This window comes from Nocardia sp. NPDC023733 (genome assembly GCF_040639775.1).
Taxonomy (GTDB): domain Bacteria; phylum Actinomycetota; class Actinomycetes; order Mycobacteriales; family Mycobacteriaceae; genus Nocardia; species Nocardia rosealba.
On sequence record NZ_JBFAAN010000001.1, the window covers coordinates 2,220,174 to 2,235,249 of the forward strand.

The window sequence follows — 15,076 nt, forward strand, 5'->3', positions numbered from 1 at the left end:
ATCGATGGGTCAGACCCGGGCGGCGACGAAGGCTGCGGCCTCGCCGGCGTACCGCTTGTACTGCAGGTGGACGTTCCAGTCCGTGCCCTGTGGGTCGCACACCGGGTCGTTGTCGTTGCACACGTCGTAGGTGCGGTCGGCGTACACGCCGGTGACCGCACGGCCCACCCCGCGAATAGGGTTGCCGAACAACAGGATCGCCGCGATCCTCGGCGCCAGTTCGGCGGGCAGCGTGGCCACGATCGGCCCGCCGACCCGGGCGCCCTCGCTGCTGATCCCGATCGAGTTGTCCACCACGTTGGCGCCCTGGGAGTAGCCGACGAGCACGAACTTCTGATCCGGGCAGGCCGCCCCCCGTTCGACCACATGATCGACCAGGTCGCGGTTGCCCGCCTGCACGGACGCGGGCTGTTCGTGGCTCGCCGGGTACTGCACCCGATAGGCGTTCGTCGATCGCGCCAGGGCGTCGTCGATGGCCGCGTACACCGGGTTGCCGACCACGGTGCCCAGTTTGTACCGGCTCCACACCCCACCGGGTTCGTTGGTTCCGCGGGCTGCGACGACGTGGACGTCGACACAGCCCGCCGCCTGGGCGGCGGCGGGCGCGGCCACGCCGGTGACGGTGCCCGCCAGTACGGCGGCGGAAAGTGCCAGGCCCACGCGGGCGCGGATTTCGATCACGGTTCGTCCTTCGCATCGGTCGTCGATGGCCGAGAGCGTATGCGGGTAGACCGGGGCCGATCGGTGCACGGCACGCGCTTTTGGCACGGTTCACACCGAACGCGACGATCGAGCCGCCGTTCGCCCACCGATTCCCAGGGCCGCCGGTTCAGCTGCAGCAGTTGGGGTCGAGCACCGTGCACAGCGCCGACAGCGCCTCGCGGCGCGCCCGATGGAAGGTGTTCATCCCGCGCCGCTCGGATTCGACGAGGCCTGCCTTGCGCAACTGCCCGAGGTGATGCGAGACGGTCGACTCACTGAGCTCGACGGCAGCGGCCAGGTCACCACCATTGCTCTCCCCTGCCGGAGTGGTGAGCAGCAAGGACAGCAGTTTCACCCGGACCGGGTCGGCGATGGCTTTGAGCCGCAACGCCACCTCCAGCGCGGCGGCATCGTCGACCGGTGCCGCCGCCACGGGTGCGCAGCAGACGGGAGCGGACATATCGATCACGGGTAGCGCCTTGGGCATGTCGACGACTCTACGCTCGGTATTGACATATGTCGAAAAGGTGAGCACACTCGAGCTCGCAAGTTCTTCGACATATGTCTCACAAGTGGAGGTTCGATCATGTCCCGAATTCAGCTGGCCCTCAATGTCGACGATCTCGACCAGGCCGTGCGTTTCTACTCGACCCTGTTCGCCACCGAGCCGGCCAAGCGCAAGCCCGGCTACGCCAATTTCGCCGTCACCGACCCGCCGCTCAAGCTGGTGCTGATCGAGAACGCGGGCAAGGGTGGCAGCCTCAACCACCTCGGCGTGGAGGTCGAGTCGTCCGAGCAGGTCCACGGCGAGATCGCGCGCCTGTCGCAGGCGGGGTTGTTCACCGAGGAGCAGATCGCGACGACCTGTTGCTTCGCCACCCAGGACAAGGTGTGGGTGAGCGCGCCCGACGCCGAGCGGTGGGAGGTCTACACCGTGCTGGCCGACAGCGAAAACTTCAGCAGCGCACCGCAACTCGTCGAAGTGGAGCAGGGCGACGCATGCTGCGGCACCGCAGCGGAGGCCGAGGCGGAAGGCGCCTGCTGCGGCACCGAGGCCAAGCAGAAGGCGGTGGCGTCGGGCGCGAGTTGCTGCAGCTGACAAGTCGGCCCGGCGCGGGAATCCCTGCGCCGGGCCAGAACTCGACATTTCTTCGAGTTTGACGCTCCCGAAAGAGTGAGTGTACAGTCACTCACATGAGCAAGAGCGGAGCAACACTCTCCCGATCCGACATCCGCCGCGATGCCGTGGTCGATGCCGCGATCGTCGAGTTCGCCCGCACCGGCTACCACGGCACCCCGATCAGCACGGTCGCGGCGACGGCACAGATCTCACCGGCCTATGTATTCAAGCTGTTCCCCGGCAAGGTCGCCCTGTTCGTCGCCGCGCTCGAGCGGTGCTTCGACCGGATCGCGGCGGCCATGTCGACCGGTGCGGCACAGTCCGCCGGCGACAGCCCCGAGCAGATCCTCTACGACATGGGCGGCGCGTATGCGCAGCTGATCAGCGACCGGAGCCTGCTCATGCTGCAGGTCCACGCCCAATCGGTGGCCGAGGTGCCCGAGATCGGCGCGGCGATGCGCGCCGGGCTCGCCCGGATCACCGAACTCGCCAAACACCGCTCCGGCGCCGCGGACGAACACGTCCAGCGATTCATCGCCTTCGGCCAGCTCTGCCACCTCATCACCACTCTCGGCCTCGACGGCGACGACAGCCCGTGGGCGAGGATCGTCACCGCGGGCATCCGGCACCCGGACGCCGGCTGACCAACCGATGCCCCCTTGTGGGGCATTTTTTCGACCCATCGAGTGATTGACCAGTCACACACTAGGAGAATCATGTCTGTCATCGCCACCGAAATCGTCCTGCCCGACCGGGTGGAGCCCGAAGGACTGCTCGTGACCCGGCGTCCGTTGCCCGCCCCCGGTCCCGGCCAGGCCGTGGTCGCCGTCGCGGCGAGCGGTGTCTCGTTCGCCGAGCAGCAGATGCGGCGCGGCAAGTACTACGACCAGCCGCCCTTCCCCTTCGTTCCCGGCTACGACCTGGTCGGTACCGTCCTCGCGGTCGGTGCCGGCGTCGACGCGGACATGGTCGGCAAGCGCGTGGCCGCGCTGACCAAGATCGGCGGGTGGAGCAGTCACGCCCTGCTCGACGCCGCCGATCTCGTCGCGGTGCCCGACGGGCTCGCTGCCGAGGCGGCGGAAACCTTTGTCGTCAACGGCATCACGGCCTGGCAGATGTTGTTCCGCATCGCGAAGGCGCACACCGGACAGACTGTGCTGGTGCACGGCGCCAACGGGGGCGTCGGCTCGACGCTGGTGCAGCTGGCCCGCGCCGAGGGCATTCAGGTCATCGGCACGTCTTCGGCGCGTCATGCCGAGGCGGTTCGTGCGCTCGGCGCCACCTGGGTGGACTATCGCGGCGATGTGGGTCAGCAGGTCCGGACGCTGGCACCCGGCGGCGTGGACGCGGTGTTCGACCACATCGGCGGCCCGGGGATCGCGGATTCGTTCGCGCTGCTCGCGCCCGGGGGCACCCTGGTGTCCTATGGCACCGCGTCGACCAAGGACGAGGAGGGCAATTCGCGGCTTCCGGTTCTGCGGTTGCTGGTCCGGTTGCTGGTGTGGAACGCGCTGCCCAACAAGCGCAATGCGCACTTCTTCAATCTGTGGGCGGGTAAGCGCGATCTGCCACGTTTCCGTGCCCGCATCGCCGAGGATCTGACGGCCGTTTTCGATCTCGCCGCGCGCGGTGTGCTGCGCGCACAGGTCGGTGCACGCGTGCCGCTGTCGGAGGCGGGGCGAGCGATGCGGCTCGCCGAATCTCGCACCGTCGTCGGCAAAGTCGTCCTGGTCGCCGACACCGAATCCTGAATCCCCCAACCGATCCTGGAGAAATCGCGATGTCCGCTCTGCGTGTTCTGCTCGACAACCGTCCGTCCTACCTCAGTTTCGGTGCCGCGTGGCTGCTCGGGCACGGCGCTTACGCCGTGTCTCACGGTGATTCGCCGCTCGTTCGACTGCCCGCCGTTGTGCCGGGCGCACTGCTGGTCGGTGGCCTGCTGATCGCGATGGTGGTGACCAGTGTGGTCACGATGCGCGCCAAGCGCGGCGCCACCGGGGCCGAGGCGGTGGTCGGCAATCTGCTGACCGCGTCGTGGCTGGTGGGTTTCGGAGCACTGTTCTTCGTCATCACGGCACTGAGTTCGGCTCTGGCCGACGAGAACTTGCGAATGCTGTTGTGGCCCACGGGGTCTGGTCTGGTGGTCGGCCTGCTGTACCTCGCCGGTGGTGCCGCTTACCGTGACGTGCTGCAGTACGCGCTCGGTGCGTGGCTGGCGTTGACGTCCTCGGCGGCGCTGTTCCTGACGGGTGCGAGCCCGTACTGGGTGCTGGCGCTGGCCGGTGGTGGCAGTTATCTGGTCGCGGCCGCGCTCGAACCTCGTCGCCGCGCAGTCGCCGCCTGAATCAGCGTCCGCCGTCGTCGAGCCCGGCTCGGCGGCGGTTCGCTGTGTTTCCCTTCCCCTTCTCACTGTATACACGATCGCGGCCGCTCATGAGACATCGGAAAGTAGTCCATAATCGCTCGCGTACTGCTGAAATCGCAGGTGAGGAGTGGGTTTATGGGTGTTGTTCTCGAGTTCGGGCAGATCGACCGGTCACAGGTGGGAATCGTCGGGGGCAAGGGTGCGAACCTGGGTGAGCTGGCGCGCATCGAGGGGGTGCGGGTGCCCGACGGGTTCTGTGTGACGACCGAGGCATTCGATCGGGCGCTGGCAGGCGCGTCGGCAGTCCGGGAACGGATCGGCGAACTGGCGGCCCTTTCCCCGGACGACCGGGCGGGGATCGCCGCGGCGAGTGCGGCGATCCGCGGGGATATCGAGGAATTGCCGGTGCCCGAGGACGTGGCGGCCGAGATCGTCGCCGCGCATGCCCGGCTCGGCACCGACGCCGCGTACGCGGTGCGTTCCAGCGCCACGGCCGAGGATCTGCCGACCGCGTCGTTCGCCGGCCAGCAGGACACATATCTGAATGTGATCGGCGCGGCGGAGATGCTCGATCATGTGCGCCGGTGCTGGGCGTCGCTGTTCACCGACCGGGCGGTGACCTACCGCCTGCGAAACGGGTTCGACAGCAGCATGATCCGAATGGCGGTCGTGGTGCAGCGGATGGTCTTTCCGCGTGCGTCGGGCATTCTGATGACGGCCGACCCGGTGACGTCGGATCGGACCGTTGTCTCCATCGACGCCGGTTTCGGTCTCGGTGAAGCACTGGTGTCCGGTCTGGTGAACGCCGACGTGTACAAGGTGCGCGACGGGGAGATCAGCAAGACCATCGCCACCAAGAAGATCGCCGTCGAACCGGTGGGCTCGGGCGGCACCGAGGTGCGCGACATCGACGAGGATCGCCGCAACGAACCCGTCCTCTCGGATTCCGAGGTGCTGCGACTGGCCGAATTGGGCCGGCGCATCGAGGCGCATTTCGGCTCGCCGCAGGACATCGAGTGGTGTCTCGACGACGAGATCCGGCTCGTGCAGAGCAGGCCGATCACCACCCTGTTCCCGATTCCCGAGGCGGCCGACGACGCCCACCGCGTGTATGTGTCGGTGGGTCATCAGCAGATGATGACCGACGCCATGAAACCACTCGGGATTTCACTGTGGCAGCTCACCAGTCACGCGGCGATGCGGGACGCGGGCGGGCGATTGTTCGTCGATGTCACCGAGCGATTGGCCTCGCCGACGGGCGGTCCCGCGCTGGCCGAGGCGCTCGGGAAGTCCGATCCGCTGATGGGCGACGCACTGCGCACTGTCCTCGAGCGCGGCTTCGTTCCGGTTGTGCCGCAGACTGATTCGGCGGCGATGCCGCCCGCACCCGCCCCGATCGACACCGACCCGGCGATGGTCGACGAACTGGTCGCCGACTGCGAGGCCTCGCTCGCTGTGCTGAAACGCGAGATCGCTCCCCTGTCCGGGTCGGCCCTGCTCGATTTCATCCACGCCGACATCGCGGAATTGCGGCGAGTGTTGTTCTCCCCGCGTGGGTTGCAGATCATCACGGCCGCCATGGAGGCGACCGAATGGCTCAACGACCGCCTGAGCGAATGGCTCGGCGAGAAGAACGCCGCCGATGCGCTCACTCAATCGGTGCCGGGCAATGTGACCTCGGAAATGGGGTTGGCGTTGCTCGATGTCGCCGATGCCATCCGCCCGCACCCGCAGGTGATCGAGTATCTGCGGGCGGTCGAGGAGAACGGCACGAACGATTTCCTCGGTGAACTCGAGCAGCGTTCGGGTGGCCCGGCGGCGCGGGTCGCGATCACCGCATTCCTCGACAGATACGGCATGCGGTGCGTCGGTGAAATCGACATCACCCGGACACGGTGGAGCGAGGACCCGACCACTCTCGTGCCGACCATCCTCGGCAATGTCCGCAACTTCGGAACCGGCGCGGGCACAGAGCGTTTCGAGGACGGGTTGCGTGACGCCGAAGCGCAGCGGGCACGGATTCTGCGGGAGTTGCGTGCGCTGCCGGACGGGGAGAGCAAGGCCGCCGAAACCGAGCGGATGATCGACCGGGTCCGCACCTTCGCCGGTTACCGGGAGTACCCGAAGTACGGCATGGTCAGCCGCTATTTCGTCTACAAGCAGGCCCTGCTGCGTGAGGCCGAGCGACTCGTGGCGGCCGGCGTACTCCAGGCACCCGACGACATCTACTTCCTGCGGTTCGACGAATTGCGCGAGGTGGTGCGCGTCCACCATACGGACCAGGACCTCGTCGCCCAGCGCAGAGACGCGTTCGATACCTTCCGGACACTCAGTGCGCCAAGGGTTCTCACGTCCGACGGTGAGGCGGTGACCGGTGCCTATCGACGCGAGGACCTGCCCGAGGGTGCCCTGCCGGGCATGGCGGTCTCGGCGGGAACGATCGAAGGTCGGGCCCGGGTGGTCCTCGACATCGGTCAGGCCGATCTGGAAGCGGGCGACATTCTCGTCACCGCCTACACCGACCCCAGCTGGACACCGCTGTTCGTCGGCATCGCCGGTCTGGTCACCGAAGTGGGCGGCCTGATGACCCACGGCGCGGTCATCGCCCGCGAGTACGGGCTGCCCGCCGTCGTCGGTGTGGAACACGCGACCGACCTGATCCGCGACGGGCAGCGCATCCGGGTGAACGGCGCCGACGGCTATGTCGAGATCCTGACCTAGCCGTCGGCGAGACGCACATTCTCGGCCGCCGCGGTGACGTGCAGACCGTCGGCGGCCGGGGTGATCGCAGTGATACGTGCCCCGAGCGGCAGGCTGTGCAAGGGAACGACGAAGGTCAGGCTCCGCTGGATCAGCCCTAGGGAAATCGTCGGACCCCCGGCCGCGTGGCGCACGGACACGGGCGTCACCTCGATGCCGTCGGTGGTCGGTGCGACGGTGACGATGACCGTGGCGGGCACCATGATCCCGGCCACCGGGAACCGGCCCGCCGCGCTCAAACCGTCCGATCCGAATTCGATGGAGTCCACATCGTCGGGAGCGAACCCTCGCACGACGTCGTAGGGAACGACAGCCGTCGCCGTCGCCGTGGACGCCACCAGGTTCGAGGTCCGGTTGCCGAGCACATCACCCAGCGGTGCGGACACATCACGCAGGGTGACATCGAGGTCGCGCACGGTGATGTCGTTGCCCGTCCAGTCGCCTACCGCGATGTCGATGATCGGGTACCGGCCGTCGAGCGCCTGGGTGAGGAACGGGAAACCAGGGATGTCGACATCGGGCTGGCGCGTGAGCTGGTATTCGGCGGCGATCTGGCGTCCGATCGCGTTCTGTGCCAACGCGAGCGCCACCCGGTCGCCGACGACCAGCGCGATAGCCGCCACGATCAGCAAGGTCAGCATCGTGCGCACGCTCAATCCCTTCGCCGCACCCGTGTGGGCAGTGGTCGCCCATGCTACGGCGCGGGCGCCGGTTCGTCCGGCCCGATTGGACCGCGACACAGTGGGTATTGCCGTCCACACGCAGTCCATCGGAGGGAAGGATCGACCATGGCGTACCCCGCCCACCAACGTTCCCCCATGTCGCGCCGCACCGGGCGCGAATTCCCCGACCACGCCCGAACCACCCGCAGCCACGCCGGTGAAGGCCTGGAGGACGGGTACAACTTCCCCGGCATCATCCTGTGCGCGATGGCCGTGATCGCTCTCGGCCTGTGCCTGACGGCCGCCGGCTACGGCTTCGCGGGCTGGGGTGCCATCGCCGCCGTGGCCGCCGCGACGCTGGCCGTCGCCGGTGTCGCCTGGTTGCTGCTGGAACACCGACGCGTGAAGTCCAAGGAAGGCCTGAATCTCACCGATCAACGCGGTCACTAGCCGAGCCGCGCTCGACGCCTCCGGCCTGGGTCAGGTCGGGGGCGTTTTCCTGTGCGGCCCCCGCGACGCTCGGGGGTAGCGTCGGCGTCATGGCCGACGACCACCAGATGGGCAGCGGTTCGGACACGATCCACGACGAGCACCACGACATGTCTTCGGGGCATCATCACGGCGACCACGTGGCCATGTTCCGGCGGTTGTTCTGGGTGATGCTGGCCTTGGCCGTGCCGGTGGTCGCCGCCGACATGATGTTCGCCGAACTCGTCGGTTACACCGTGCCGAGGGGGTTGCGGTGGGTGTCGCCGGTGCTCGGCACCGTCATGTATTTCTGGGGCGGTCGGCCGTTCCTCACCGGCGCCGTGGACGAGATCCGGGCGCGCAAACCCGCCATGATGCTGCTGATCTCGCTGGCCATCACCGTGGCCTTCCTCGCGTCCTGGGGCTCGACGCTCGGCGTGCTGCACCACGAGCTCGACTACTGGTGGGAACTGGCGCTGCTGATCGTGATCATGCTGCTCGGTCACTGGATCGAGATGCGCTCGCTCGGTCAGGCCTCGAGCGCGCTGGAATCGCTGGCGGCACTGCTGCCCGACGAGGCCGAACGCGTCGCCGACGACGGGTCGACCGACACCGTCCGGGTCGATGAACTGCGCACCGGTGACCGCGTCGTCGTGCGACCGGGCAGCCGGGTGCCCGCCGACGGGCTCGTCGAGTCGGGCAGCGCCGATGTCGACGAGTCCATGATCACCGGCGAATCCCGGCCCGTGCGCCGTGAACCGGGCGACAAGGTCGTCGCGGGTACGGTCACCACCGATTCGGCACTGCGGGTACGTGTCACCGCCGTCGGTGCCGATACCGCCCTCGCCGGCATCCAGCGGCTGGTCGCCGAAGCCCAGAATTCCTCCTCACGCGCCCAGGTACTCGCCGACCGGGCGGCGGGCTGGCTCTTCTGGTTCGCCGCCGGGTCCGCCGCGATCACGGCCGTCGTCTGGCTCTCCCTCGGTCGGCCCGAGGATGCCGTCACCCGGACCATCACCGTGCTGGTCATCGCCTGCCCGCACGCCCTCGGCCTGGCGATTCCGCTCGTGGTGTCGATCGCCACCGAACGCGCCGCGAAAGCCGGCGTGCTCATCACCGATCGCCGTGCGCTCGAAGCGATGCGCACCGTCGATGCGATCCTGTTCGACAAGACCGGCACCCTCACGCGTGGCGCGCCTGCCGTCGTCGGTGCCACCGCCACCCGGTCGGGTCTCGCGGACGACGAAGTTCTCGCCCTGGCCGCGGCCGCCGAATCCGAGAGTGAGCATCCGCTCGGACGCGCCATCGTCGACACCGCGACCGAACGCGGCATCCACGTGCCAACCGCTACGGAGTTCACCGCCCACAACGGTGTGGGTGTGCGTGCGACGGTCGACGGTTCGACGATCGAGGTCGGCGGTCCCGCCCTGCTGCACCGCCACCACCTCGAGCCCGCCGAGACCACCGCCCGCTGGTCCGCGCAGGGGTCAACGGTGCTGCACGTACTGCGCGACGGCGAGCTGATCGGCGCGCTCGCCCTGGCCGACGAGGTGCGCCCCGAATCCGCGCAGGCGATCCAGGCGCTGCATCGCCGGGGCATCCACGTCGCCATGATCACCGGTGACGCCGAACCGGTGGCGCGCGCTGTCGCCGAGCAGCTCGATATCGACCAGGTGTTCGCCGGGGTCCTGCCGAAGGACAAGGGCGACAAGGTGCGTTCGCTGCAGGAGACCGGCCACACCGTGGCCATGGTCGGTGACGGTGTCAACGACGCGCCCGCCCTCGCGCAGGCCGATGTCGGTATCGCGATCGGCGCGGGCACCGACGTGGCCATCGCCTCCGCGGGTGTGGTCCTGGCCTCCGACGACCCGCGCGCGGTGGTCTCGGTGATCGAGCTGTCGCAGGCCACCTACCGCAAGATGATCCAGAATCTGGTGTGGGCGGCGGGGTACAACATCATCGCCGTGCCGCTGGCCGCCGGTGTGCTCGCGCCGTGGGGCATCACCATGCCGATGGAGGTCGGGGCGCTGCTCATGTCGGCGTCCACGATCGTGGTCGCGCTGAACGCTCAGCTGTTGCGGCGCATCGACCTCGACCCGGCCACCGTGGTGCGGGAGTGAGCACTCATCCGATGGCGAAGGCGACGAAGAATCCGGCCGCTGTCGCCATCCCGACCCACCAGCCGCCCTCCCGATAGGCCTCCGGCACAAGGGAATCCGTGAGCATCGCGATTGTCGCACCGCCCGCGAAAGCCTGCACCGCGCTGATGGCGGTGCCGGAGATGGTGTCGGCCAGCGCGTTGCCGAGCACGGTGACCCCGACGAGGACGGCCGAGGTGACCGCCCACAGACCGAACGTGCGGCCCGGTGAGAATCCGTGCTGGTCACGCAGGAACGCGACCGCGCTCACCGCTTCGGGCACGTTGCCCACCGCGATGGCGACCAGCAGCACCAGTCCCCCGCCCCCGACCAACGACACCCCGAGCGCCATGTTCTCGGGAATTCCGTCGAGCACCGTGCCGAGCAACAGCGCCCACCCGATCGCGGCCCCGCCCAGCTTGTTCTCGATCAGATGGTCGGCGACCACATACATCCCGGCGCCCGCGAACAGCGCGATTCCCGCGATCACCGCCCCGTCGCGCCGGAACGCGGGCGCGAACAACTCCTCCGACACCGCCGCGATCATCGTTCCCGCCCCGAACGCCATCAGGGTCGCCAGCACCGGCCGAGGCAGCGTCCACCGAACCCCGATCGCCACCCCGATCATCAGCGGAACCACGGTCCCCAGCCCGTAGAGCAGCGCAGTCAGCATGCGCAGAGCCTATCGAGACAGTGGCCGCCGACGGGGTTCATGGCGCGTGGCGCGTTCGGCGAGGACACTTGGGACAAACGCGCCGATGCTGTCGAGGAGGACTGGTTATGGCGGATGACAGGCCATTCGATGCCGACGATTTCGAACGGGTGCTGCGTGGGGCGAGCGATGAGATCCGCGGATTGATCGGGAAGGCGGGAGGATTTCTGGATCAGTCGGTGCTGAATTCGCTGTTCGGGCAGTTCACCGGGCCCCAGCAAGCGTCCGAGCCCGAGACCACCGGGGATACCGGAGGCGGGGTGTGGGCGATCTACACCATCGACGAGGACGGGCAGGCACGGGTGGATCAGGTGTTCCCGAGTGAGCTCGAGGCTTTGCGGGCGCATCGCGACAACACCGATGAGCATCGTCGCGTGCGATTTCTGCCCTACGGGGTTCCGGTCAGCGTGCTCGACGCGCCCTGACCTTACTCGGTTCCCTTGCCGCCCTTACCTTTTCCCTTGCCTTTGCCTTTACCTTTACCTTTCCCCTTGCCCTCACCTTTACCGCCGGGGTCCTTCTCCTCCTCGACGACGGTCCCCTCGTCCTGGGCGGACACGACCGGGGGCTGAACGGGTTGGACAGGATCGGCGCCGGCCGCACCGCCTGTCAGCAGGACGGTGAGAACTCCGACCGCCGCGGCGGTGGCGAAAGTGTGAGTCGACAACGTGAGCCCCTTCTCGTGGTGGAAAGTGCTACCTGGTGCGCCAGGTCAGGAATGGTTGCGCAGGATCTCGACGATGGCGGTCTGGCCGAGCCGCTCCGCGTTCTCGAGCACCGTGCGGCCCTCGGCGTCGCGGATGTTCGGGTCGGCCCCCGCATCGAGGAGAACGGTGACCGTGTCCTGGTATTTCTGGGAGCCGTCGCCGTAGATCACGGCTTCCTGCAGGGCCGTCCAGCGGGGCGTGTTCACGTGGTCGACGTCGACCCCCGCATCGATCAGGATCCGCACGGTCGAGACGAATCCGTGCTCGGCGGCCGGGATCAGCGCGGTGCCGCCGTATCGGTTCAGGCTGCGCACGTCGGCGCCGTGTGCGAGCGTCATCGTCAGGATCTCGTCGTAGCCTTCGGCGCCCGCGTACAGGTAGGCCGAATCCTGCATGTCGTCCTTGGCGTCGACGTCGGCACCCGCGTCGATCAGGACTCGTGCCGCGGCGGTGGCCTGGTTCTTCACGGCCGTCACCAGCGGCGTGCGGCCTTGGTCGTCGCGCGCTTCCAGGGGTGCGCCGCGGTCGAGCAGTTCTCGCACGCGAACCCCGTCGTCGGCGGCCGCGGCCTCGTGCAGCGGTCCGGCGAGCGCGGGATCCGACGGTGCCGACGTCGGCGCGCCGGTCGTGCCCGGGGCAGCCGGTGTGGTGGTCGTCTGTGTGGTCGACGGCGCCCCGGACTCGGTGGGCGAGTCGGTCGAGCACGCGGTGGACAGCACCGCCGTACCGGCGAGCGCCAGCACAGCCATACGGATCGAGGTGATCACGTGAAGCCTCCTCTGCCGAGCATCCGATACATCGGCGAGCCGACCTGCTCCGGCCCCGGTGGACAGGCTCGCCGGTCGAGTTCACGCCCCTGACCACCCACGATGGCTACGCTCGACGCTACGTCGACCGACGCGATATGAGCCATCAGCGGAAAGGTTACCCTCACGCCCACCGACCACCCCGAACCGCAGCGGTAGTCCAGACAATCCGGACACATGCTTGTACCCCGGTGGCCCCGGCTGCCACAATTGCTCAGCGGTTGCCGAGGTTTCTCCCTGATACCGAAGGGGTAGTTCATGTGGCCGAATGCGAGATTTGCCGATCTGCCGAAGAAGCGTGGTCGGCATCGGAAGCGTTCGGCGGCACGGGTCGGCGCTTCCGCGGCATTCGTGACGGCGCTCGGCGTCGGCTGGCTCGAGGTGCAGAGTCTGTGTGCGGTGGCTTTGGCGGCGACGTCGGCGCTGATCGTGCCGGGCACCGGGACCAGCGACCCGTCTGTGGCACACGATTTCGAGAGCAACGCCTACCAGAACTTCATCGCCCCCGGGGCGCAGGGCTGCACCGACAACGCCTGCCCCGGTGTCGATTTCGTTCCGGTCCCCTACGACGCCTCGCTGTGGCCGGTGATCTCGTCCAAGGGGCCGAGGGCGTCGTCCGCGAAATGGGACACCTCGGTCGCGGGTGGGGTCGCCACGCTCGATCAGCTCACCCGCCGGCAGCTCGGCGCGCCGGGTACCGTGACCGTGTTCGGCTACTCGCAGGGTTCCACGGTCGCCGGCGCGGAGAAGGCAGCGTTGGCCGGGCTCTCGCCCGAGGACAAAGCGCGGTTGTCGTTCGTGCTGATCGCGAATCCGAACCGGCCCAACGGCGGAATCATCGAACGCCCGGTGCTGTTCGGTGGGATACCGGTCGCCGACATCACCTTCGGGCCACCCACGCCCACCGACACCGGCATCACGACCACCGACATCGCCATGCAGTACGACGGCATCTCCGATTTCCCGGCCTACCCGCTCAATGTGCTCGCTGATGCCAACGCGCTGCTCGGCACACTGCTCATCCACCCGTCCTACCTGCAGCCCAAGGGCAACGGCGCGGGAGGTGAGCCGAAGGCGGGCGCCGCGATCTACGGATACCCGGACCGGTCCGAGTTCATCGCGCAACAGAACTGCGACGAGCTTCCACAGCACTGCCAAAACCACGGCGACACAACATATGTCACCATTCCGAACCCCGAGGGCGCGCTCCCGCTGCTGTATCCGCTGCGCGCGATCGGCAAGCACACGAACCGCACCGATCTCACCGAACCGGCCGCCGCACTTGCCGAGCCCGCCCTGCGCGTACTCGTCGAAACCGGTTACGACCGCACCGACTACTCCGAGCCGACCCCGTTGCGGTTCGACCAGCCGCTCAACCCGCAGAAGACCGCGACGCTTGCCACCGATCTCCCCGCCGCCATCGACCAGGGCATCGCCGACGCCACCGCCGAGCTCGAGAACCCCACTCACAACACCGACCGCACACTGCCGGTGGAGACGGTCCTCGCCAACATCGAAGATCTGCTCCCACCTGATCCGGTCGTGTCGCTCGTCCGCGAATTTCTTCCGGCCGCGCCCTGACCAGGCGCTATTCGTCCACCAATACACTGGACGAATGAAGCATCGGCACGGTGATGGCAGTCTCGACCTGGTTCAGTTGCGAACTTTCCTGGCCGTCTACCGTTCCGGCTCGCTCACCGCGGGCGCCGCCCAGGTCGACCTGTCCCAGCCCACCGTCACCAGCCAGCTGCAAACCCTCGAAAAGGCCGTGGGCCGACCACTTTTCGACCGCCTGCCCCGTGGCGTCTCACCCACGGCAGCAGCCCACGAACTGGCCGCCCGGATCGCGGACCCGCTCGATGCCCTCGCCGAGGTCACCGGCGCAACCACCGGTCACCCGCTGCCCGAACCACCCGTGCTGCTCGGCGGGCCCGCCGAGATCCTGGCCACCCTGGCCTTGCCCGCCCTGGCACCGCTGGTCACCGAGGGCGTGCGATTGCAGGTGGTCACCGGCCTGGCCGACGACCTGCTCGCCGAATTACGAACGGGTGCTCTGGATCTGGTCATCTCCGCCATCCGTCCGCGCGGCCGGGCCGTCCTCGCCGAACCCCTGGCGGATGAGGAATTCGTTCTCGTCTCGAACCCGGCCACCGCCGCTCGTATCGACACCGGACGTCTCGAACGCGGCGACGCCACCGCACTGGCCCATGTTCCCCTGGTGAGCTATGCCGCCGATCTGCCTATCCTGCGCCGCTATTGGCGCCACGTCTTCGGGCGCCGCCTCGAACGCCGGCCCGCCGTCGTCGTCCCCGACCTGCGCGCGGTCCTCGCCGTGGTGACAGCAGGCGGCGGCGTCAGCGTGTTGCCCCGCTATCTGTGCGCGTCCGCCTTGGCCGCTGGAACCGTTGTCGCGCTTCTCGATCCGGAAGACCCGCCGATCAACACCGCCTACCTGGTCGGCCGTTCCACCCGCACCGAACGCCCCCACGTCGCCCTCGTCCGCACCCGCCTTCGCGAGGCGGCGCCGACCTGGTGATTCACCGAGCGGCCGGGCACCCCGAATCAGGTGGGCGTCGAGCCGTCCGGTGATCGGATAAGATCGCAGAGCTCTTTCGGTCCAGCCAGCGGCTGAAGGA

The 15,076-nt window shown here is 68.2% G+C and carries 16 protein-coding genes; 10 read left to right on the top strand and 6 right to left on the bottom strand.

The window, feature by feature from the left end:
- Nucleotides 1-9: 9 nt before the first annotated feature.
- Nucleotides 10-681, bottom strand: a complete 672-nt coding sequence (locus tag AB0F86_RS10310) for a cutinase family protein (RefSeq protein WP_356983386.1) — start codon at nt 679-681, stop codon at nt 10-12.
- 148 nt (nt 682-829) lie between these two features.
- On the bottom strand, nt 830-1,189 hold the full coding sequence (locus AB0F86_RS10315) for an Rv2640c family ArsR-like transcriptional regulator (RefSeq protein ID WP_181697306.1): 360 nt from the start codon (nt 1,187-1,189) through the stop codon (nt 830-832).
- A gap of 99 nt (nt 1,190-1,288) precedes the next feature.
- On the opposite strand from AB0F86_RS10315, the gene AB0F86_RS10320 reads away from it, so the two are divergent.
- The 5 genes from AB0F86_RS10320 (at nt 1,289) to rph (ending at nt 6,908) form a co-directional block, all read left to right on the top strand.
- Nucleotides 1,289-1,801, top strand: coding sequence for an ArsI/CadI family heavy metal resistance metalloenzyme (locus AB0F86_RS10320; RefSeq protein ID WP_356983388.1), 513 nt, complete (start codon nt 1,289-1,291; stop codon nt 1,799-1,801).
- 95 nt (nt 1,802-1,896) lie between these two features.
- Nucleotides 1,897-2,466 carry a TetR/AcrR family transcriptional regulator gene (locus AB0F86_RS10325; protein WP_356983390.1) on the top strand — a complete coding sequence of 190 codons (570 nt, stop codon included), beginning with the start codon at nt 1,897-1,899 and terminating at the stop codon, nt 2,464-2,466.
- 72 nt (nt 2,467-2,538) lie between these two features.
- Nucleotides 2,539-3,573, top strand: a complete 1,035-nt coding sequence (locus AB0F86_RS10330) for a medium chain dehydrogenase/reductase family protein (RefSeq protein WP_356983392.1) — start codon at nt 2,539-2,541, stop codon at nt 3,571-3,573.
- A 29-nt stretch (nt 3,574-3,602) separates the two neighbouring features.
- Nucleotides 3,603-4,166, top strand: coding sequence for an ABC transporter permease (locus tag AB0F86_RS10335; RefSeq protein ID WP_356983393.1), 564 nt, complete (start codon nt 3,603-3,605; stop codon nt 4,164-4,166).
- Between the two features lie 156 nt (nt 4,167-4,322).
- Nucleotides 4,323-6,908, top strand: coding sequence for a rifamycin-inactivating phosphotransferase (rph, locus tag AB0F86_RS10340; RefSeq protein WP_356983395.1), 2,586 nt, complete (start codon nt 4,323-4,325; stop codon nt 6,906-6,908).
- Here rph and AB0F86_RS10345 read toward each other — a convergent pair.
- Nucleotides 6,905-7,588: a DUF2993 domain-containing protein gene (locus AB0F86_RS10345; protein ID WP_220139195.1), complete on the bottom strand. Its 684-nt coding sequence runs from the start codon at nt 7,586-7,588 to the stop codon at nt 6,905-6,907. The two genes, rph and AB0F86_RS10345, sit on opposite strands and share 4 nt — an antisense overlap.
- Before the next feature lie 147 nt (nt 7,589-7,735).
- Here AB0F86_RS10345 and AB0F86_RS10350 point away from each other — a divergent pair, with 147 nt between their 5' ends.
- Nucleotides 7,736-8,059, top strand: a complete 324-nt coding sequence (locus AB0F86_RS10350; protein ID WP_225279460.1) for a hypothetical protein — start codon at nt 7,736-7,738, stop codon at nt 8,057-8,059.
- Between the two features lie 149 nt (nt 8,060-8,208).
- Nucleotides 8,209-10,197 (top strand): heavy metal translocating P-type ATPase, encoded by a 1,989-nt coding sequence (locus AB0F86_RS10355; RefSeq protein ID WP_356983772.1) that lies wholly within the window; start codon nt 8,209-8,211, stop codon nt 10,195-10,197.
- Between the two features lie 4 nt (nt 10,198-10,201).
- On the opposite strand, the gene AB0F86_RS10360 is transcribed toward AB0F86_RS10355, so the two are convergent.
- Nucleotides 10,202-10,888 carry a ZIP family metal transporter gene (locus tag AB0F86_RS10360; protein WP_356983397.1) on the bottom strand — a complete coding sequence of 229 codons (687 nt, stop codon included), beginning with the start codon at nt 10,886-10,888 and terminating at the stop codon, nt 10,202-10,204.
- A 107-nt stretch (nt 10,889-10,995) separates the two neighbouring features.
- On the opposite strand from AB0F86_RS10360, the gene AB0F86_RS10365 reads away from it, so the two are divergent.
- Nucleotides 10,996-11,352 (top strand): hypothetical protein, encoded by a 357-nt coding sequence (locus tag AB0F86_RS10365; protein ID WP_225279459.1) that lies wholly within the window; start codon nt 10,996-10,998, stop codon nt 11,350-11,352.
- Between the two features lie 2 nt (nt 11,353-11,354).
- Here the strand turns inward: AB0F86_RS10365 and AB0F86_RS10370 are convergent, their stop codons facing one another.
- Nucleotides 11,355-11,594, bottom strand: coding sequence for a hypothetical protein (locus AB0F86_RS10370; RefSeq protein WP_181697296.1), 240 nt, complete (start codon nt 11,592-11,594; stop codon nt 11,355-11,357).
- 45 nt (nt 11,595-11,639) lie between these two features.
- Nucleotides 11,640-12,401 carry an ankyrin repeat domain-containing protein gene (locus tag AB0F86_RS10375; RefSeq protein WP_356983399.1) on the bottom strand — a complete coding sequence of 254 codons (762 nt, stop codon included), beginning with the start codon at nt 12,399-12,401 and terminating at the stop codon, nt 11,640-11,642.
- Nucleotides 12,402-12,698: 297 nt separating this feature from the next.
- On the opposite strand from AB0F86_RS10375, the gene AB0F86_RS10380 reads away from it, so the two are divergent.
- Both AB0F86_RS10380 and AB0F86_RS10385 read left to right on the top strand, forming a co-directional pair.
- Entirely contained in the window at nt 12,699-14,021 is a 1,323-nt protein-coding gene (locus AB0F86_RS10380; RefSeq protein ID WP_356983400.1) for a PE-PPE domain-containing protein, read from the top strand.
- A 34-nt stretch (nt 14,022-14,055) separates the two neighbouring features.
- Nucleotides 14,056-14,976, top strand: a complete 921-nt coding sequence (locus AB0F86_RS10385) for a LysR family transcriptional regulator (RefSeq protein WP_356983402.1) — start codon at nt 14,056-14,058, stop codon at nt 14,974-14,976.
- Nucleotides 14,977-15,076: the final 100 nt, after the last annotated feature.